The sequence below is a fragment of the Peribacillus folii genome, from assembly GCF_030271255.1.
Lineage (GTDB): Bacteria > Bacillota > Bacilli > Bacillales > DSM-1321 > Peribacillus.
Window position 1 is genome coordinate 94,769 of the sequence record NZ_JASJOM010000001.1, and the last position, 20,657, is coordinate 115,425.

Consider the following 20,657-nt stretch of genomic DNA (forward strand, 5'->3'; position numbering starts at 1 on the left):
CTACGACAAGGAAACTTGATTACATGAAGAAGGACATTTTCTCCTATACTTCATCTAGTAGTTTCTGCCTTCTCCCAGAATGGCTTAGCTCTTCCAGTTAATATATTATAAACACCAACCCACTGTGCAAATAATGTTACACAGTAGTAATAAATTAATGTTAAATATTTATTATTAGTTTTGGTTATTAATTGAACTATAGCCAAAAGGTAAAATACCAATTGCCCTACAAATGTTAACGAATAAAACCAAGACTCTGGCACTAAAAATGCATTAGATATAAAAACAAATAGGTGTGAAATCCATAATAAATATCTACATGTTCTATGACCAAAATAAAAATACGAAAACCAACGATAACTGAATACATTTAATATCCGTATATCTGGAATGATGTTCCATATAATTCCACGGTTCATCCTAACTTTACGTTTAAACTCATCTTCAATAACTTCTCCTGCTTTTTCATATGCTATGGCATCAGGATTATATAAAGCTCTTTTATTTTCCAAAGCATAAAACCTTGGCATATTACCGTCATGACTCTTTATAGGTTCGAAATCATAATAGTCAGCATTCTTACAAGCATAAATGGCACCATTACCAGCTGTTATTGTTTGTATATCACTCTCAATTTTTCGTAACCTCGTGTCACTATCCCAGTATGTACTTTCTGAGTTTGTAACTCCACTAAAATCTTTATTAATGATTACCAGTCTACCACTAACATAACTAATATCTTCCGCTGTAAATGCTGATACTAGTTCTCTTACAGAATTAACTTCCATCATTGAATTAGCATCAGTCATTACAAGAATTTCACTTTCAACTCTTTTTTGAGCCTCATTTTGGGCATTTGTTTTTCCCTTACGCTGTTTTACTTCATACAACCGAATTCTATAACTTGGATGATCTATTATAAAGTTCCTTACTATTTCATTTGTCTTATCTGTACTATTATCCGAAGCAACCAAAAACTCAATTTTATTTGTTGGATAATCTAGCTTTATTATATTTTCTAATTTTTCATATATTACTTTCTCTTCGTTATGAGCAACAACCATAACTGTCACAGTTGGTTCATAAGCGTAGTCTTTTTTTAACGTTCTATTTTTGTAAATGCTTTTTAAAACTTTTAATGACAACGGATAACCAACCATAGCCCAAATAATAATAAAGGCACTTAAGTAAAAAATAAGAAGAATGATAAATTCCATATTCTAACCTCTTTCTAATAGTTGATTTTCCGTTATTATCTTCACTTCATTAAACTTCATCATATAAATACCTTCATCAAAATAACCAATTACCTCTTCATTCACAAGTCCATTAATATTACTGATAATCATCTTCGTGACATTTACACCACTTTCATATGCATGTGGGTAACCTCCACCAAATCTAGGATTGACTTCAGATATGTAATATTCACCATTGACTTTAAAAATATCAATATCGATTATGCCTTTAAATCCAGCTTTTTTTACGAATTCATGGATTATTTCAAAGAGTTTTTCATCCTTAATCGATACTGACTTATCAGTTTCACCAGCACGCATCTTAATCTTTTCTTTTGTAAATATAGCAACCGGTTCACTAGAAATCATATCAATATAAACATCTGCACCAAATTCAGTTCCATCCATAAACTCTTGAATTATTAAATTGTCAAAGCGACTAAATAACAACTCAATTTCTCCTTTTGATGTAACTTTATTTATATTGATACTAGCACTACCCTTGACTGGCTTTACAAACACTGGATAGTTTATTACTCCAGCTTCAACGTCGCAGTAAAACTTCTCTTTGTCTATATAACTTTTAACAGTTTGTAGTCCATTCTGCATCAAGAACTCAAACATCCTATATTTATCAAAACACAGCTCAACAACATCAAAATCTGAGACGATAGGTACCGTTCCAATATCCAGAAAAGCTTGTTTGTATTCTGCAAGAAGACTAAGCTCAGGATCAATCAATGATAAGACAGCTTTTATATTATTCTCTTTGCAAATAGAAAGAATGACATCTAAGTATTTTTCATCATTACTTCTAGGAACAATAAAATGTTTATCTGCCTCATAGAGTGCTGGTGCTAAATTGCTACAATCTGTAGCTATAACCAGGCCTTTACCAGCTAACTCTTTTTTAAAATAATTCACAATTTTATTTCTTGTTCCACAACTTAATATTAGTATATTCAAATCGTCACTCATTCATCAGTTCCTCCAAATTATCAAAAAACAGTGGTGTTCCACCAGTATGGATAAATAAAACTTTATTCCCATTAATTTGATTATTCTTAATGTATTCTTTCATCCCCCAAAAAGCTTTTCCAGTATAGGTTGTATCCATTGGGATACCATCGTTAATTAGAACTTCTTTTATAGTTTTTAATATTTGTTGATTGTAAAAACCGTAACCGCTAAGTACATAATCGTCTATGAAGATGATTTCTTCGGTAGTTATTGGTACCTTACCTATATTGATAAAATAACTATTAACGCTATCCAGTACAACTTGGCCGCCATAAGGATTTTTTCGAGCATTGCTTATTCCAACAATTTCTCTTTTATCACCATGCAATAGTTTTCCACATACAAGCCCAGCTTGCGTAGTTCCTGTACCAGTCGTATGAAAAATGTAATCAAACTTCATACCGGATACTCTTTCATATTCCAATATTTCTTCATATGCATTCACATAGGCCTGTGTACCGATATCACCATGACCTCCACCTTGAATGAAGTAGGGTTTGTAACCTTGTTCTTTTAGCTCAACTAACTTTCGTTCAATCGTAATATTGACTTCGGCTAGAGGACACAGTGTAACTAAAGCACCAAACAATTCAATCATTTTACTATTAGAAGTTGGATGACTGGATTCACTAGGTGAAATGATATGGCATGGAATATTCTTTACCGCCGCAATATTGGCTATAATTCTGCAATGATTAGAACTGCTGCTACCATATGTCACTACACAATCAGATTCTTCCCTCATCAAATCTTCGAAAAAAAGAACTGCCTTCCTCGCCTTATTACCTCCAAATGATAAAGGTAGAAGATCATCACGTTTGATAAAGAAAGTGTTATTATTTAGGTTTTCGCTAATGCTTTGAATCGGCGTTGCTTGAAACATACCTATATTCACTTATATCCACCCTTAAATATTAAAAAATATAACTTCCTACATTTAATCCATAAACATATCTATCTATCTTTTTAGCATTGTAAATTACATCATTTTTTAATAATCCTTCTTTTTCAAAACCAATCTTCTCAAAAAGTTTTTGAGCCAGAGTATTTTCTACTTCAGTGTATAAGTAAATCTTTTGTAAACCGAGCTCTTTATATCCTATTTTAATTAAAAGGTCTGTTGCTATACTTGCAATTCCTCTACCTTTGAATTCTTCTTGACCTAGGCAAATATAGAATTCTGCTTTTTTATTTTTACTATCTATATTCAATAAGCCAATTAACCCCGCAGGTTCACCATCAAATGTGATAGTACAATCAACCCTATCATTTCTACCTTCAAGCGTTTTAAACCACAACAAGGTCTTATCTTCCCTTAGAGGTAAATCATAATGAAGGTACTTATTATTATTTTCATCATTAATCCACTTGACCTTATAATGTATATCTTCTTCTTGAAATTTGCGAATAGCAATATTCATACAATATCTCCTCGGATTTAATTAAGATTCGAAGATTTCTCCGAATCCTTAACATTGGTATGAGTGTATATACTTTCTCGATTAAATATTTTAATTAGCGTCTTAAAGAGAATTTTAATATCTAGCCAAACAGTAAATTTCTGAACATACGCGACATCAATTGGAATTCTTTCATCCCATGTAACAGAATTTCTAACGGTAACCTGGGTCAAACCAGTCATTCCGGGTTTCATTTCGAATCTTTTTCTTTGAAAATCACTATACTCTTCATATTTATATGGATGGTGTGGTACCGGTGGTCTTGGCCCTACTAAGCTCATCTCTCCAATTACAACATTCCAAAGTTGTGGAAGTTCATCTAAACTAGTACCACGTAGTAATTTCCCAATCTTTGTAATACGGTTATCATTCTCCGTTTTAACAAACAATCCTGATCCAATCTTTTCTGCATTTACTACCATCGTTCTAAATTTCAAGATTTTAAAAACTCTACCCTTTTCCCCAAGTCTTTCTTGACTAAAAAAGACAGGACCTCTAGATGTTAATTTAATACAAACTACTATAGTAAGTAAAATGGGTGAAATAATTATTAAACCTATTAAACTACCTAATAAATCAATTGATCTTTTTATATATAAGTTAAAAATTCTCACTGATTATCTCCACAACCCTTTAATAATTTCAACAACTCTCTCCAAATCCTCATCCGTTATCTTCGTATCAGAAGGCAAACAAATGCCATTCTCAAACAATTTTTCCGATACATTCGTCCCGACAAAGTCATACTTCTCAAAAAACGGCTGCAGATGCATTGGCTTCCACACTGGTCTTGATTCAATATTTTCTTTTTCAAGAGCTTCCATAATCTCAAATGGTCTAACCCTGCCATAAAGAATTAATGAACTTAACCAATAATTCGGTTTATCCCACTCATTGCTAGGCATAAATTCGACACCGTCAAGTTCACCAAGTTCTCTTTTATAAAATTCCAAGATATAGTTTTTCTTCTCAACTCTCTGATCTAATACCTTTAGCTGTCCTCTGCCAATCCCTGCAACTACGTTGCTCATCCGGTAATTAAATCCTAGTTCGCTATGCTGATAGTGCCTTGCTTGGTCCCTACTCTGAGTCGCCCAAAATCTGGTCTTTGCAATACGCTCTTCATTATTGGAAACTAGCATCCCACCACCTGATGTAGTAATTATCTTATTGCCATTAAAGGAGAAAATCCCATAATCACCAAAGGTTCCAGTATGCTTCCCCTTATAATATGTACCTAAGCTTTCAGCAGCATCTTCAATTACCGCTACCTTATGCTTATTACAAATCTCCATGATTTTATCCATATCGGCAGATAATCCGTAAAGATGCACGACAATTACGGCTTTCACTTCTGGATATTTTACAAAGGCTTCTTCCAACGCTTTAGGACACATATTCCAAGTCTCGTAATCACTATCTATAAAAACAGGAATGGCTTTTTGATAAATGACCGGATTGACCGTTGCTGAAAATGTTAGGGTAGGGCAAAATACAATATCGTCTTCTTCAACTCCGGCTGCTTTAAGTGCTAAATGAATTGCGGCTGTCCCTGAAGATAGTGCTGCAGCAGCTTTACTTCCTACCTTATCTGCCAATTCTATTTCAAATTGATTCACGTTTTCTCCAAGAGGAGCAATCCAGTTCGTATCAAAAGCTTCCTTTACATATTCCATTTCATACCCTTCATCACTCATATGTGGTGATGATAGGAATAATCGATCCTTCATTCTCCAATACTTCCTTCCTACAATAAGTCTCTTTATATGAAGATATTTTTCAACAAGTTCTTTCTCCATTTAGCCACTATATAAATAGTGGGAAAGTGAGGAAGTCTATCCAAGGAAGATAAGTGTTTAAATCTTCTTGATGTTCACCTGTGAATTATCCTTGAATATAGATTAAACTCCAAGTTTACTCAACTGATTAACAATTTTACTCACATATAATTTCTTAACATTGCTATTTCACGGCTGAGTACGTTTTATTTCTTATTCGATTCGCTAAATTTATCACGAATTGTTTAAGTTCTATCATGGAAAAATCATCATAAGAGTTCAATAGATATTGTATTTCCTCTTCCTGTTCCAATACCGCTTTTCCGATAAAGATCTTCGGGAACACCGCTTCACTATGAACCTCTTTTTCCCCTAATAGTTCTTCATACATTTTCTCGCCAGGTCGAATCCCCGAGAATTCGATTCCTATTTCCTCAATGGAATAGCCAGATAATTGGATTAGATTTGTTGCTAATTCAACAATCTTCACAGGTTCACCCATATCAAGAACGAAGATTTCCCCGCCTCGAGCCAAAGAGCTTGCCTGGATGACTAATCTCGATGCTTCGGGTATGGTCATGAAATACCTGGTCATGTCTGGATGGGTGACCGTTACTGGTCCGCCTGCTTGGATTTGTTTTTTGAATAACGGGATGACGCTTCCTCTGCTGCCCAAAACATTTCCGAAGCGGACGGCAACGAATTTGGTTGCGCTATTTTTAGCCAGCTGCTGGATGATCATTTCTGCAATCCGTTTGGTCGAGCCCATGACATTGGTTGGGTTGACGGCCTTGTCGGATGAAATCATCACAAACGCCCCTACACCAAACGTATCTGCCGCTTCTGCGACGTTCTTCGTTCCAAAAACATTATTTTTCACAGCTTCACGTGGGTTGTATTCCATAAGCGGAACATGCTTATGCGCAGCCGCATGGTACACGACATCAGGACGATGTGTCTCCATCACCTCAAAAATTCTCTCCCGATCCTGAATATCCGCGATGACCGGGATGATTTCCATTTGATTCGCATATAGTTTTTTCAATTCCATATCAATTTGATAGATGCTATTCTCGCCGTGTCCTAGGAGGATCAGTCGGCCGGGTGAGAAGCGGCAGATTTGGCGGCAGATTTCCGAACCAATCGAGCCTCCAGCCCCTGTAACCAAAATCGTCTTGCCTGTTACATATTGGGATATGCTCGTTATGTCCAGTTCAACCGGTTCCCTGCCCAATAAATCTTCCACTTCGACTTCTTTAAATTGGTTCACGGCTACTTTCCCTAGCATAATATCTTCAATCATCGGAATAATTTGAGTTTTCGCACTTGTTTTTACACACTCATCAAATATGACCTTCAGCTCTTTCTTGCTTAAGGAAGGAATCGCAATGACGATATTATCGATATGATATTTCTCTACCATTTCAGGAATGTGCTTAGAGTTGCCGACAACGGGTATTCCCAGGATATCCAATTTTTCTTTTTTCGGATCATCATCGATGAAGGCGACTGGCTTCAGTTCGATATCATGATTAGTAAGCAGCTGCCGTACAGCCATCGTCCCTGCCGATCCAGCACCGATAATCAGCGTATTCTTGGTTTCCTTTTGATTATGGATCAGACGGTTCCGCAGCATTCTCCACGAAAAACGCGAACCGCCGATGAAGATGATATGCAGCATCCATGTCAGCGCCATGGCTCGTACATATACATCTTGAAAAACGATGATCTGGATGGCGATTACCGTGATAATCGATAAGCTCACGGCTTTTACAATCGACACTAACTCGCGGATGCTCGCATATTCCCAGGCATTCTTATACAGTTTATAAATGGAAGCAAAAAAATGATGGCTGATTAATAGAGAGACTGAAGTGACCAAAAGCGTTGGTAATTTAAATATTTGCAAATAAGGATACAAGAACAAATAACTTACATAAATGGCCGATAATACGATTAATGAATCCAAGAGCGCCAATAATGTCAGTCGTTTCCGGTAGGCCAACTACATTTCCCCCTTTATTGAATGTTGATATCCGCCTTTAATACAGCAATGAAATATTGTGTTCTTTTTCACAAGTTAGCACTATAAAAAAATTTGCATGGCAGAATGTGTTGCTATTGTCGCTAGCATGTTCCAGCACACTATACCTATTAAAAAATACCTAATATTTTCTTTTTGAAGGGCGCTGGCTTTTCAATAGCTGGACTTTGTCCCTTCATGAGCAGCTCCGCATTTTCTTTAAAATAAAAGGTCCGTTCGATCCCGTACATCTTCGTAATTGTATCGTAGGCCTCGTGCAGCGTGAAGCCTCTCGAGCCTATATTATGGGCGTCCGTTGCCAGAAAATGCGCCAGATTATGGTCGATGATTTTTTTGGAAAACGATTGAATCCTTTTCCCGAAATTCCCGATCATGCTTCCAGAGGTAATTTGCGTTAAGGCACCCTCTTGAACCAGCTCGAATAGTCTTTTAGGATTTTCAAGCAATTCCTTATTTCGTTCCGGATGCACGATGATCGGTGTTATTCCTTGAAGCAGCAGTTCGTAAATCATGTCTTGTGTGTATGTAGGAACACGGCCCGACGGAAGCTCCAGCAGCATATGTCTGCCCTTGTCGTCCAATGTCAGGATTTCTTCCTTTTCAAGTGAAGTGAGCAGATCTCGGTGTATCCGTACTTCCTGTCCGAGATGAATCGTAAGGGGAATATCAGCCTGTTGAAAACTCTCGCTTAATTTCACAACCCTGGCAATGATGTCACGCTTCACATTGACATATTTCTCATTTAAGTGATGCGGCGTCGCATACACATGCGTGATGCCTGATTCCACCGCTTTCTTTGCCATGCTTATGCTTGCATCCACTTCTGTGGAGCCATCATCCACCCCGGGAAGAATGTGGCAATGTATATCAATCAATCTCTAACACTTCCTTTATAACGAACAGGTCTAAATACCCACTCTATAAAAATAGTAATGATTACCCTGCTTAATAGTAGCATATAAACCTTCCATTAAACAGGGTGTTAATTTGTCGAACTTTGTCTTATTCGATCAAGATTGATAGTAATAATAATTGCTGTTATCCGTTTCCACGCCATTCAAAACGACACCAAGCAGGGAGGTATTCGTTTTCGCTAAAAGCTCCTTCGCCTTCACGGCACTTTGTTTGTTCGTCTTGCCGCTGGAGACGACCATGATCACGCCATCACATTTATTGGCAACAATTTGCGAATCAGGAACGACGAGAACCGGCGGTGTATCAAAAATGATATAATCATATATTTCTTTCAGTTCACGAATGGTTGTTTTGATCGCTCTGGAATTCAATAATTCCGAAGGGTTCGGGGGAATCGGTCCGCTCGTCAAAATGTCCAAATGAGGAACATCTGTCTTCAAGACTGCTTCTCCAATGCTCATTTTCTTCGTCAATACACTTGTAAGTCCCTGGATGTTACTAAGACCAAACGCGTAATGGACGGACGGTTTTCTTAAGTCGGCATCCACAAGCAGCACTTTTTTCTCCTCCTGTGCCAATACGATGGCCAGGTTGGCAGATGTCGTCGATTTCCCATCATTAGGCTCGGCCGAGGTTACAACGATGGTTTGGATATCTTCATCCACGGAGGAAAATTGTATATTCGTTCTAATTAATCGATATTGCTCAGTGATCGGTGATTTAGGACTATGCTGGGCAATCAAATTCACCTGTTTTTTGGTTTTACTTCTCAAAAATCCCGCTTCCTTTCATTCAGCTTAGCCTTTATTATGTACGTTCGAAATTTTCTGGATCGAGCCAAGTAGAGGCAATTCTAAAAGTGTTTCAATATCCTTCTCATCCTTGATCGTATTGTCCATGAATTCAAGCAAAAATGCCAGGCCGACGCCAGCCATCAAGCCGACCACGATCGCTATCGCGATGTTCAATGCAGGATTAGGCTTCACAGGAGTAGGATTTTCCTTGACTTCCGCTTTGGCAAGCACGCTCACATTGTCGACGTTCATGATATTCTTGATTTCCTTTTGGAACGTTTCCGAAATCGTATTGGCAATTTGTACTGCCTCTGAGGGCTTACTATCCTGAACCGTCAACGAAAACACCTGTGAATTTTCTTGGCTGTTAATCGTGATTATTTCACTAAGCTGCTCTACGCTTTGATCCAGCGCAAGCTTATCGATGACCTTCTCCAAAATGGCCGGGCTTTTAATGATCACACTGTATGTATTGATCATGTCAATATTGGATCGTATTTGAGTCGAGTCCAATGGATTCTCGGATTGCTTCTGATTCACGAGAATCTGTGTCGAAGATTGATAGACGGGTGTTAATACGAAGAAAGAAATTGTTCCGCTAATTAACGCGGCAACTAATGTCAGCAGCATGATGAGCTTCCAACGCTTCTTTAATGTTTTAAAAATATCTGCAATACTAATCGTTTCTTCCATTTCATCCTCCTAATATGTTAAAAATGACCTATTGCATTATAACACATAATATTACCTATTTTTATGTATTATCAAGGAATTTTTCATGAATCTTACAATCAATGAATACTTTTCTAGCGCTTAGATGATAATATACTAAAAATATCCTCAATTCAAAGGAATTTTTTTCTAATTAATCCTCATTAGAGCCATTTTAGCTAAAAAATCCCCGCTATAAAAGGGTTTGTCGTTATCTAAATTAAACCTATTTACCCAATACTTGCAGTGCTTCTTCCTGCCATTGGATGAATCCACCTAAAACTAATTGCCCATGAAATGAAGAAAAAGCATTTATCGACTAAATTGTGTCAAGTTTTTAGGGCCTAGTTATCATTATAAATCGAGGAAAACTGTGTAAACTGAAGGTAATAGTTTATATATTCATAGAAATGGTTAGGTGTGATCAATATGATTGGTTATCGAGTCAAGTCGCTTAGGGAAGAAAGGAAAATGTCAATTAGTGAACTCTCCACGAAATCGGGCGTTGCCAAATCCTATATAAGCTCACTGGAAAGAAACCTTCAAACAAACCCTACTATTTTAATTTTGGAAAAAATTGCCGGAATTTTAGGTATTAAGGTTGATGCATTGTTATATGAACAAGGAAACACAAGTATGGATGAAGAGTGGCTGCAAATCATGGAGGATGTTATGGGTTCAGGGATATCGAAAGAGGAAATGCGCGAATTCATTCAGGTTCGAAAATGCTCGGTTTAAGTATTGATGGTATCGCTTTCTTTTTTAGTGCAAAGCCTGACGTAAAAGGGGGGAAAAGCGGTGTTAGCCGCTTTCCCCCTTTCCTCTACATATCCTGTTTTTGCTGAAAATAGTCCTGCAACACCTCAAACCAAATCTGATGACCCCGATCATTCGGATGGATGTTATCATTGGTTAATATATCAGCCAATCTCATATTCTCTTCCTTCAGCTTCTTTTCCATACCTGCCTGGCTATTGACATACTTCCATTGCTTCTTTTTGATATCGGCCTCAGAAGCCTTTATATAATCCTCATAACTCAAACCTAAGCTATTTTTCATATCATTATTTGCGACGGGATTCGGGGAAAGCATGATTATCTTTGCATTTGGCCGTTCTTTTTGCCATTTTACCATGATGTTTTCCAAATCGTTTTCCGTCTGCTGCAGGCTAATTGATTGATAATGATTGTTGATCAGCGAGTTTTCAAAAATGATCAGATCCGGATCATCTTTTATGGCAGCTTCGATTGTATTCCCTTCGAGCAAATCCTCTGTCGAGTACCCTTCATGACTATGATTGATAAAACGTATCGTTTTAGCCTCATCAAGGTCAGCACGCAGACTCTTCTCCAGACTTGCTGTCCAGGTTTTGGCAGAAGAGCTTGCCCCAGTTCCAGAAGTACCGTTACTGCCCACTAGGGAGATAATCACCTGATCCTGCGTAAGCGACTGATAGCGCAAATAATCGATTAAGGTCTGCTGTTGATTATTCTCTGGTTTTAAACTCTCTATCAACGCTTCCCTTTCTTCCTTTTCCTTTTGTTTAAGTTTTGCCTCAGCTTCTCTAGCCTCCACCCCTGCTGCCTGGCTTTTGTTTTTCCAATGGATTTGGCCAAAAGCCAGCACAGTTAAGCAAATAATTGCGATAATCAGTAAACCATACTTCCTCATCTTTACCTCCATTTATGAACTAAGAATTGATAGAGCATACGATTCCATCCTTTTCTCTTTATTCTCTCATTCATTATAACTAACACATTTTACGTTATAAAGAATGTTTTGCCCATTAATTCTGACATCAATCGACAAATATCAAGGATGAAGTTCAATCTTTAACTTCACGTAAACTATGTAATGCCAATATGAAGTTTCCGTAATGTTATCGTTTTTCCGGCTTCCTTCGCGCTTTTTCGTTGTATGATAGAAAAAAAAGGAGTTTTGGACATGATTATTCTGCAGTATTTTGAAAAGATGTTTTCATTCATGCATAAGGATATTCCGGAAACTCATGTGAAATGCCATGTTTGTGCAGGTACGGGTGCTTACGATATTTATACGGATTGCCTTACCTGCAATGCAAAGGGGCTGATCAGTAAAGTCGAGTATAAGAGGAGGCTTGAAGAGGGTGAAATTTAAACCATTTCGTGTGAAGTCGATATATGTAATCCAAGAAGCAGTATTGACTATTGCTTCTTTTTTTTGTTCCCAAAAGGACCGTTTGGCCGCCGGCTTGAACGGGTATTTTATTATTAGGAGTGATGCATATGACAGCAATTACGCACATCGGTTTGGCTGTGCCTGATTTGGATGCTGCGATTTCGTGGTATGAGCAGGTGCTGGGATTCAAGTTATTGGCGGGCCCGTATTCGTTTGATGCAAGTGATGAGGACAAGCCGAATATGACGAATGACCTTCTTGGAAATCATGTCCAAAAAATGCGCAATGCTCATTTGATGGCCGATAATCAGGTGGGAATCGAGCTTTTTGAATTCCAGGAGCCGAGGATGCCGAAGAGTAAAAGTGATGAATATCAGGGCTTTTTTCATATTTGCTTAATTTCGGATGATATTGAAGAGCTTGCCGATAAGATTGCGAATTCTGGCGGGAAGAGACGAAGCGATATATGGAATACGTGGAAGAACAAGCCCTATTATTTAATTTATTGTGAAGATCCTTTTGGCCATATCATTGAACTCTATAGCCGCAGCACGGAATTGATGTATGGCAATAAGGATTGATGCAAAAAAACAGCCCCCAAATGAGGATTGGGCGGCTGTTTTTGTATTTCCCTTACTTTTTGACCGTGACTTTTCGGGCTTCACTTACATTTTTCGCTTTGTCTTTAGCGGTCACATAGAGGTTCTTCCCTGCCTTTTGCTTCGGGATCCTCACGGAGAAGGTCCCTTTATTCGTTGCTGTGGCAGAGCCGATTTGTTTCCCTGATGCTCTGATTGACATCGTGGCGTTGGCTTCCGCTTTGCCTGTTACGATCGTCGTTTTTGTCGTGACCTTGTCGACGGTCGGTTTACCAGGTGCGGTTTTGTCCGCGACAGTGACCGTTTTGATCGGGCTGATATTGCCGGCTTTATCGGTTGCTGTAACCGAGAGGATCGTTCCGGCTTTTTGTTTTTTTGACATTGTTACGGTGTAGTTCCCTGCGCTATTGGCATTCGCTTTACCAAGAGCGGTGCTGCGGTTTTTGACCGTGACGGAAGAGCCTGCTTCCGCTTTGCCTGTCACTTTTACCGTATTGTCGCCTACCGTATTGACCGACGGTTTAGCAGGCGCGGTTTCATCCTGCACTTTAAATGAAACTGGTACACTTTTATTTCCCGAATGATCAATGAGTCTTGTAGAAATCGACGTGTTGGCTGCTTGTTTGGCGATTGTGGCCGTAAACACCTTCTCGCCATTGATTTTCAAGGTGGCCAGCTGTTTCTTGTCGGTGTAGATCGAGACGGTTCCTGTTTGGAAATTGGCTGGGATGCTTCCGGTTATCTTGGTATCCTTATCGGAAATCGCTTGGACGGCCGGCTTGGTCAGCGTCTTCATTTCCAGGGCCTTCTTGGCATTGACCCTCCCGTTTCCATAGTACATGTCTTTCCCTTTCGCACCCAGATCCTTCGCTGAATCATAGAGGCGGTATTCAACCTCCGTTTTATTGAGCTTAGGCTCATTGGACCAAATGAGTGCCGCTACTCCCGCCACCATGGGCGAGGCCATCGATGTTCCGCTCATCCAGCCATATTTGCCATGTGGCAAGGTGGAAAGGATCTCATCTCCAGGGGCTGCAATGTCCACGGTTGAATCGTAATTGGAATAGTAGGGCCGCTTGTCCCTTTCATCCGTGGCGGCAACGGAAATGACGTTGCTGTAAGCAGCTGGGTATACCCGCTGCACATTTTTCCCCATATCGCCTTCATTGCCGGCAGCCGCAACGATCAAAATCCCTTTTTTCGCTGCTTCCTGCACGGCTTTATTCAACGCCTCCGAATACATGTTGACTCCGAGACTCATATTGATGATCTTCGCTTTTTTCTGGATCGCATAATGTATCGCCTCAATGATATCGGCCGTATCGGCATACTCGCCTTCAAAAACATTGATCGGCATCAGCTTTACATTCGGCGCAACACCCGCTCCGCCCTTGTTATTGTTTGCACTTCCGGCAATGATGCCTGCAATATGCGTCCCGTGCTCCCCTTCCGGCAAAATATTCTTCCGCTTGCGGATCGTATCATAGGCGTCGACGATTTTCCCGGATAAATCCTCATGCTTGCGATCGATCCCATCGTCGATGATCGCCACGATCATCTCCTTCGCTCCCGTCGTTTTTATCCAGGCCGCTTCTGTTCCAAGATTCTTATGGTGCCACTGATCTATGTATGCTGGATCATTCGGTGTGTCCATCTTCTTGAATAAATAGTTCGGCTCGGCATAGTCGACATTCTTCCGTTTCTCAAGCTTTTCGATCAGCTTATCCGTCGTTTGCCCTTTTGGAACCGCGACCCTCTCGATCAACTCGTGGATCGGCTCATCATCCGTCTCTTTATACTTGACGATGACACCATCCGATTTCGGAGCCTCCTCCGCAGCTGCAATCACAGGCTGATCATGTGGCAGGAACATGAACAGCAATACAACCGGCAATATCGCCTGAATAAACTTGTACATGAAATCACTCCAAAAAAATATAATTAAGAATAAATATCGATGATGTTGACCCAAGATCTCACTCTACCATTATCCCTAACTAGATTGTATAACGAGTGATATCGTTTTACTAACCTTTTTATTTATTAAATACTTTTTTTGGAATAATACGAACTTCATCGTGTCAGAACTAACAAACCGAGGATGTGCCTGGTAGCTTAAAGTGGTTAAAGCTGACTGCTTAAACTTGGTGGAATGGAAAGCAAGAATCACAGTACAAATTCCCGAGATTACGGGCCATTCGAGCTCTTTTATATATACAGCGTGGGATGAAGCGGTTCTTGTTACAGTTTCATGCTTTTACTCCCGGGTTTGGACGTTGCTGTGAATATGAGGTGAGCTTCCATAAAAATGGTCCTTTTCACAGGGAGTGGGGGCCATTTTGCGTCCATTTTTTGCGTTACTTTCAAATTCGACGATGAGTCTACTAATAATTCCTGCTTTCATTCTCCATTTCGGAGCGTTACTCGCGAATTTAACCACTTTACTCGCCAATTTATCAATTTTACTCGCGAGTTTCCTGCTTTTACTCGCGAATTTATCGACTTTACTCGCGAGTTTACGCTTTCCATCGGAAAGGGAGTGCCTGCAGTGCAATGAAGCGTTCGTTGTACCCACCTAAAACTATATGTATTCTGGATCCTATCTTTGGATCACGCAAAGGGCAATGGAACGGAAGGCGCGACACTCCTGCGGGAAATGCGTGTCTACGTGAGACCCGAAGGCTATAAGCCGAGGTGGCTCACGGACCGCCTCTGGAAAGATAAGTGCCTGCAGTGGAATGAAACGCTCACAGTACAAAAAATCAAAAAAACTGTAGGTAAACTCCATAACCTTTCGAGTTTACCTACAGTATGTGAACGCCCTTCGCGGTTTAATGTCCGCCTAAGTAAGCCTTCTTGATTTCTTCGCTTGCGGTCAGTTCCTCTGATTTTCCGGATAGAACAATCCGCCCCGTTTCGACGACATAGGCTCTGTCGGCAATGGATAGGGCCAAATTGGCATTTTGCTCGACAAGCAGGATCGTCGTTCCCGTTTTATTGATTTCTTCTATTATATGAAAGATCTGTTTCACCAATAATGGGGCGAGGCCCATCGATGGCTCGTCCAATAGGAGCAGCCGCGGCTTGGCCATCAGCGCCCTGCCCATTGCGAGCATTTGCTGTTCACCGCCGGAAAGCGTTCCGGATTGCTGCTTCAGGCGCTCAAGCAAGCGCGGGAATAATTCATACACCTTCTCCATATCCTGCTTGATGCCTGCCTTATCCTTGCGTAAATACGCGCCAAGCTCAAGGTTTTCTTCAACCGACATGTTAGCGAAGACACGGCGGCCTTCAGGAACGTGGGATATGCCCATCTTCACGATCGATTGTGCCGCCTTTCCGCCAATCGACTGCCCTTCATAAAGGATCTTGCCTTGCTTTGGTTTTAGTAATCCGGAAACGGTTTTCAGCATCGTACTCTTGCCGGCACCATTCGCACCGATCAAGGTCACGATTTCGCCTTCGTTGATGGAAAGCGAAACTCCCTTCAAGGCTTGAATGTTTCCGTAATAGACGTTAATGTCCTCGATATTCAGCATTATGAAACCTCCTCGCCCAGATAGGCCTCGATGACTTTTGGATTGTTCCGGATTTCCTCAGGCCGCCCTTGAGCGATCAGCTGTCCGTGATCCAGTACGTATATGCGCTCGCAAACTCCCATGACAAGCGGCATATCATGCTCGATCAATAAGACGGTCAAATCGAATTTCTCACGGATGAGGGCGATCAGGTTCATCAGCTCATGCGTTTCTTGAGGGTTCATGCCCGCTGCCGGTTCATCGAGCAAAAGCAGCTTCGGATTGGCGGCAAGCGCCCGTGCGATTTCCAGTCGTCTTTGTTTGCCATATGGCAGGTTCTTCGCCTTCTCGTCCTTATATTGATCGAGGTTGAAGATCTTCAGGAACTCGATTGCCTTCTCATCCATCTCCTTTTCCCCTTTAAAATGGCTGGGCATACGGAGGATCGAGCTTAAAATGCTATGTTTCGAAAGCGAATGGTACGCAACCTTTACATTGTCGATGACGGAAAGCTCGCTGAACAAGCGAATGTTCTGGAAGGTCCTGCTGATGCCCTTTTGCGTGATTTTATAGGGCGGCCGTTTTCTCAAGTCCTCCCCTTCCAAGGAAATCGTGCCTTCCGTCGGGACGTAAACTCCTGTCAGCAAGTTGAAGAAAGTGGTTTTCCCAGCACCATTCGGCCCGATCAAGCCAACCAATTCACCTGGGTAAAGCTCGACGTTCACACTGGAAACGGCCTTAAGCCCCCCGAATTGGATGCCGACCGAATCGACCTTAAGCAGCGGTGTTTTTGTTTCCATGGCTGCTGCCTCCTTTACGTTTGAACATAGACGTTATTTCTTTTGTCCCCATTAACCCTTGCGGACGATAAAGCATCATGACGATAAGAACCAGACTGTAAATGATCATTCGCGTTTCCGGATAATCTTGGAGGAATGTCGTGACCACTGTGAGTAATACGGCTGCCAATACAGCTCCTGACAAGCTTCCAAGACCGCCAAGCACGACCAGGATCAAGATATCGAATGACTTCAGGAATCCGAAGTTCGATGGCTGGATGATATAGAAGTTATGAGCATAAAGCGCTCCGGCGATGCCGGCGAAAAAGGCTCCGATCGCAAACGCGACGACTTTGTAATAGGTGGTATTGATCCCCATCGAATCGGCTGCCGTCTCGTCCTCACGGATCGATATGCAAGCCCTTCCATGTGTCGAGCTTGTGAAGTTCCTGATGACGATGATCGTCACGAGGACGGAAGCGAACACCCACGGCCAAGTGGTCAAATGGGAAACCTGCATGCCGCTCGCCCCGCCAACATAATCGATGTTCAAAAGCACGATCCGGACGATTTCACCAAAACCGAGGGTGGCAATCGCCAGATAGTCACCTTTTAGACGCAAGCTTGGAATGCCGATGATCAGGCCGGCAATCGCCGCCGCCAAACCTCCGACTATCAACGCTACCGTGAATGGCATGTTCAGCTTCATCGTCATGACGGCTGAAGCGTATGCCCCGACTGCAAGGAATCCTGCATGCCCGATGGAGAATTGCCCCGTTATCCCGATGATCAAGTGCAAGGAAGCTGCCAGGATGATATTGATCCCGATGAACATGAGCGTATTTTGATAAAAAGGATTGAGCGATCCGCCGCCGATCAACACCTGTACGATGGCGAAAAAGATCAAGGATAATGAAATCGAGAGCCAAAAACCTTTTGCTCGCTTAATTGTAGTCATTGCTTTGTCTCCCCTATACTTTTTCTTTTTTGTTTTTACCGAATAATCCTTGTGGCATGAATATCAGGATAAGGATCAGGACGACGAATGCTACCGCATCACGCCATAATGAGTAACCGGCGGCACTGACCAAAGCCTCGATGACACCAAGCAATAATCCTCCGACCATCGCACCCGGAATGATTCCGATCCCGCCCAGCACGGCAGCGACAAAAGCTTTAAGCCCCGGAAGCACCCCCATAAGCGGCTCGATTTTAATATAATAAATCCCGAAAATGACACCTGCTGCCCCAGCTAAAGCGGAACCGATTGCAAAGGTGGCAGAAATCGTGTTATTAACATTTATCCCCATCAGCTTGGCTGCATCCGCATCGAAGGAAACGGCACGCATCGCCTTGCCGATTTTCGTTTTATGGACGATGATTTGAAGAATGATCATTAAAACGACAGCGACCCCGAAGATCAAGATCGATTGGCTATTGACCGATACCCCGAAAATATCGAACTTGTCGGTCGGCAATACATCATTCGGATAGGCCTCAGGCTGTGCGCCGCGGACATAGATGAAGCCATATTCGATCAACAAGGAAACCCCGATTGCCGTGATAAGTGCGGCAATGCGCGTTGCGTTACGCAATGGCTTGTAGGCAATTCGCTCGATCAGTACTCCAAACAGTGCACAGACCGACATCGCGATCAACAGAGCGGGCACGAATGACAGATCCAGAACCGTTATCGAATAAAACCCTACGAATGAACCGACCATGAAAACATCACCATGTGCAAAGTTAATCAATTTAACAATCCCGTAAACCATCGTATATCCGAGAGCGATAAGGGCATAAATGCTTCCTAATGAAACCCCGTTTATTAGCTGCTGTATCAATTCCATGTTCGACTCTCCTTGAAAAATCTAATTTTATAGTGATCGTCCAGACTCTTTCATTCCACTCATGGAAGTTTCAGCGACCTGGCATTCCAGAAAAATGAGAATTCGCCAGCGCCTTCTTATAGAAGAAGGGCCGGCGAAGGGTTGGACTTTTTTTCGGTATTAAGGATTGATTTTTGTGTTGAAAACTTGTTTTCCTTCTTTGAATTCAAGGATGGTGGCTGATTTGATCGGATTATGTTTTTCATCCAATGTAAAGGTACCTGTTACAAGCTGAAGATTTTTCGTTTTTTCCAGCGCTTCTTTGATCTTTGTCGGATCCGCTGAACCAGCACGCTTGATTGCGTCCGCTAGGAAATATCCTGTGTCATAGCCAAGCGCGTTAAAGGCATCCGGAGATTTATCTTTGTATTTCGCCTTAAACGCAGACACAAAATTCTGAATTTTCTCATCAGGATCACCTGAAGAATAATGGTTCGTGATGAACGTGTTATTCAATGCTTTTGCACCGGCAATTTCCACTAGCTTAGGAGAATCCCAGCCGTCACCGCCCATGAACGGAACATCCAGGCCAGTTTCACGAGCCTGCTTCACGATCAAGCCTGCTTCCTCATAGTAACCTGGAAGGAAGATGAAATCCGGTTTCGCTGATTTCAGGCGAGTCAATGTGGAGCGGAAATCGGTATCCTTTGCAATGTAAGCTTCCTCTGCGACGATCTTTCCGCCATTTTTTTCGAATTGCTCTTTAAAGGCTGCTGCCAATCCTTTTGAATAATCACTTGCGCTGTCGATATAGATGGCTGCACTTTTCGCTTTGATTTCACTAGTGGCAAAATTCGCAGCAACCGTTCCTTGGAACGGATCGATGAAGCTTGTCCTGAAGATGTAGTCGTTCAATTTATCTTTGCTGAATGTGATTTCCGGGCTTGTACCTGAAGGTGAAATGACAGGCACTTTATTATCCTGTGCAATTTGTACCTGGGCAATGGAGTTCGTGCTTGTCGCCGCACCTACGATCGCCGCAACCTTATCTTGTGAAGTCAGCTTGATCGCTCCGCTTGTTGCTTCAGATGCTTCGGATTTATTATCGACTTTGATAAGTTTGATTTTTTTACCGTCAATGCCTTCTTTATTGATTTCCTCTGTTGCCAGCTCAAGACCCTCTGCAATCGATTGTCCATAGGAGGCTACACCGCCTGATAATTCAAGGTTGACACCGATCTTGATCGTATCGCCATCCCCGCTTGATTTATCTGATGAACCAGAGCCTCCACAACCCGCTAGCATGCCTGCTGCAAGTGTTAGTGAAAGAAATGCACCTGCTAGTTTTTTCTTCTTCATAAATAATCCCCCCATTTTGTAATCAGAGCTCTGATGCATGAATAATTATTCAAGATGCTTCAGAAATTTTCGATTAGCCGAAATGTTTAAAATTAAATTAATATTTCGAAAAATAGTTTACCGCATAATTTTCATTCCGTCTATACAATAATAGTGAGAAAATTTCGTTAAATAGGAGATTTTTCATAGGTAATAATGGGGCATTTTTATATCTCTATATTTTAAAACTCAAGAAAATGGCGTTATTATCAGAAAAAACTGATAATTAAATTATTTTAATATTGTTTTCTCTTCCTTTATTACCCAAAATTTTTTATTCCTCCCCTTAGCATTCTCACCCTTTTACTTCCATTTACGGTAATATATTTGCTTGATGATAGGGAATTAAACCCAGTATGAACCTTCCAATTTAGTCTTATTTCCTATTTCAAAATTGAATTATACTATCCTGGATG

At 41.0% G+C, this 20,657-nt stretch carries 21 protein-coding genes; 3 read left to right on the plus strand and 18 right to left on the minus strand.

Annotation, left to right across the window (positions count from 1 at the left end):
- Positions 1–50 precede the first annotated feature (50 nt).
- The 10 genes from QNI08_RS00465 to QNI08_RS00510 all read right to left on the minus strand — a co-directional run bounded on the left by QNI08_RS00465 (position 51) and on the right by QNI08_RS00510 (position 9,942).
- On the minus strand, positions 51–1,217 hold the full coding sequence (locus QNI08_RS00465; RefSeq protein ID WP_285765475.1) for a glycosyltransferase family 2 protein: 1,167 nt from the start codon (positions 1,215–1,217) through the stop codon (positions 51–53).
- Positions 1,218–1,220: 3 nt separating this feature from the next.
- Positions 1,221–2,216: an ATP-grasp domain-containing protein gene (locus QNI08_RS00470; RefSeq protein WP_285765476.1), complete on the minus strand. Its 996-nt coding sequence runs from the start codon at positions 2,214–2,216 to the stop codon at positions 1,221–1,223.
- Positions 2,209–3,153 (minus strand): 1-aminocyclopropane-1-carboxylate deaminase/D-cysteine desulfhydrase, encoded by a 945-nt coding sequence (locus QNI08_RS00475; RefSeq protein ID WP_285765477.1) that lies wholly within the window; start codon positions 3,151–3,153, stop codon positions 2,209–2,211. Before QNI08_RS00475 ends, QNI08_RS00470 begins: the two co-directional genes overlap by 8 nt.
- Positions 3,154–3,172: 19 nt before the next feature.
- Complete coding sequence (locus QNI08_RS00480) at positions 3,173–3,679, minus strand: GNAT family N-acetyltransferase (RefSeq protein WP_285765478.1); 507 nt, start codon at positions 3,677–3,679, stop codon at positions 3,173–3,175.
- Positions 3,680–3,696: 17 nt separating this feature from the next.
- Entirely contained in the window at positions 3,697–4,332 is a 636-nt protein-coding gene (locus tag QNI08_RS00485) for a sugar transferase (RefSeq protein WP_285765479.1), read from the minus strand.
- Between the two features lie 3 nt (positions 4,333–4,335).
- Positions 4,336–5,448: a DegT/DnrJ/EryC1/StrS family aminotransferase gene (locus QNI08_RS00490; RefSeq protein WP_285765480.1), complete on the minus strand. Its 1,113-nt coding sequence runs from the start codon at positions 5,446–5,448 to the stop codon at positions 4,336–4,338.
- A 232-nt stretch (positions 5,449–5,680) separates the two neighbouring features.
- Entirely contained in the window at positions 5,681–7,501 is a 1,821-nt protein-coding gene (locus QNI08_RS00495) for a polysaccharide biosynthesis protein (protein ID WP_285765481.1), read from the minus strand.
- Between the two features lie 149 nt (positions 7,502–7,650).
- Positions 7,651–8,415, minus strand: a complete 765-nt coding sequence (locus tag QNI08_RS00500) for a tyrosine-protein phosphatase (protein WP_285765482.1) — start codon at positions 8,413–8,415, stop codon at positions 7,651–7,653.
- A gap of 135 nt (positions 8,416–8,550) precedes the next feature.
- Positions 8,551–9,228 carry a CpsD/CapB family tyrosine-protein kinase gene (locus QNI08_RS00505; protein ID WP_285765483.1) on the minus strand — a complete coding sequence of 226 codons (678 nt, stop codon included), beginning with the start codon at positions 9,226–9,228 and terminating at the stop codon, positions 8,551–8,553.
- A 24-nt stretch (positions 9,229–9,252) separates the two neighbouring features.
- The gene (locus tag QNI08_RS00510) at positions 9,253–9,942 is read right to left on the minus strand and encodes a YveK family protein (RefSeq protein WP_285765484.1); all 690 of its coding nucleotides are present in this window, start codon (positions 9,940–9,942) and stop codon (positions 9,253–9,255) included.
- 447 nt (positions 9,943–10,389) lie between these two features.
- On the opposite strand from QNI08_RS00510, the gene QNI08_RS00515 reads away from it, so the two are divergent.
- Positions 10,390–10,698 carry a helix-turn-helix domain-containing protein gene (locus QNI08_RS00515; protein ID WP_285765485.1) on the plus strand — a complete coding sequence of 103 codons (309 nt, stop codon included), beginning with the start codon at positions 10,390–10,392 and terminating at the stop codon, positions 10,696–10,698.
- Between the two features lie 85 nt (positions 10,699–10,783).
- Here the strand turns inward: QNI08_RS00515 and QNI08_RS00520 are convergent, their stop codons facing one another.
- Positions 10,784–11,632, minus strand: a complete 849-nt coding sequence (locus QNI08_RS00520; RefSeq protein ID WP_285765486.1) for an SGNH/GDSL hydrolase family protein — start codon at positions 11,630–11,632, stop codon at positions 10,784–10,786.
- Between the two features lie 273 nt (positions 11,633–11,905).
- Here QNI08_RS00520 and QNI08_RS00525 point away from each other — a divergent pair, with 273 nt between their 5' ends.
- A complete protein-coding gene (locus QNI08_RS00525) occupies positions 11,906–12,097 on the plus strand; it encodes a hypothetical protein (RefSeq protein ID WP_285765487.1) in 192 nt (63 codons plus the stop codon).
- Positions 12,098–12,225: 128 nt separating this feature from the next.
- Positions 12,226–12,699: a VOC family protein gene (locus QNI08_RS00530; protein ID WP_285765488.1), complete on the plus strand. Its 474-nt coding sequence runs from the start codon at positions 12,226–12,228 to the stop codon at positions 12,697–12,699.
- 52 nt (positions 12,700–12,751) lie between these two features.
- On the opposite strand, the gene QNI08_RS00535 is transcribed toward QNI08_RS00530, so the two are convergent.
- The 7 genes from QNI08_RS00535 to QNI08_RS00565 all read right to left on the minus strand — a co-directional run bounded on the left by QNI08_RS00535 (position 12,752) and on the right by QNI08_RS00565 (position 20,202).
- A complete protein-coding gene (locus tag QNI08_RS00535) occupies positions 12,752–14,635 on the minus strand; it encodes a S8 family serine peptidase (RefSeq protein WP_285765489.1) in 1,884 nt (627 codons plus the stop codon).
- Positions 14,636–14,974: 339 nt separating this feature from the next.
- Positions 14,975–15,292, minus strand: coding sequence for a hypothetical protein (locus QNI08_RS00540; RefSeq protein WP_285765490.1), 318 nt, complete (start codon positions 15,290–15,292; stop codon positions 14,975–14,977).
- 256 nt (positions 15,293–15,548) lie between these two features.
- A complete protein-coding gene (locus tag QNI08_RS00545; protein WP_285765491.1) occupies positions 15,549–16,256 on the minus strand; it encodes an ABC transporter ATP-binding protein in 708 nt (235 codons plus the stop codon).
- The gene (locus QNI08_RS00550; RefSeq protein WP_285765492.1) at positions 16,256–17,035 is read right to left on the minus strand and encodes an ABC transporter ATP-binding protein; all 780 of its coding nucleotides are present in this window, start codon (positions 17,033–17,035) and stop codon (positions 16,256–16,258) included. The genes QNI08_RS00545 and QNI08_RS00550 overlap by 1 nt, the downstream gene beginning before the upstream one ends.
- A complete protein-coding gene (locus tag QNI08_RS00555) occupies positions 17,010–17,972 on the minus strand; it encodes a branched-chain amino acid ABC transporter permease (RefSeq protein WP_285765493.1) in 963 nt (320 codons plus the stop codon). Before QNI08_RS00555 ends, QNI08_RS00550 begins: the two co-directional genes overlap by 26 nt.
- 13 nt (positions 17,973–17,985) lie before the next feature.
- Entirely contained in the window at positions 17,986–18,864 is an 879-nt protein-coding gene (locus tag QNI08_RS00560) for a branched-chain amino acid ABC transporter permease (RefSeq protein ID WP_285765494.1), read from the minus strand.
- Between the two features lie 159 nt (positions 18,865–19,023).
- A complete protein-coding gene (locus QNI08_RS00565; RefSeq protein ID WP_285765495.1) occupies positions 19,024–20,202 on the minus strand; it encodes an ABC transporter substrate-binding protein in 1,179 nt (392 codons plus the stop codon).
- Between the last annotated feature and the right edge of the window lie 455 nt (positions 20,203–20,657).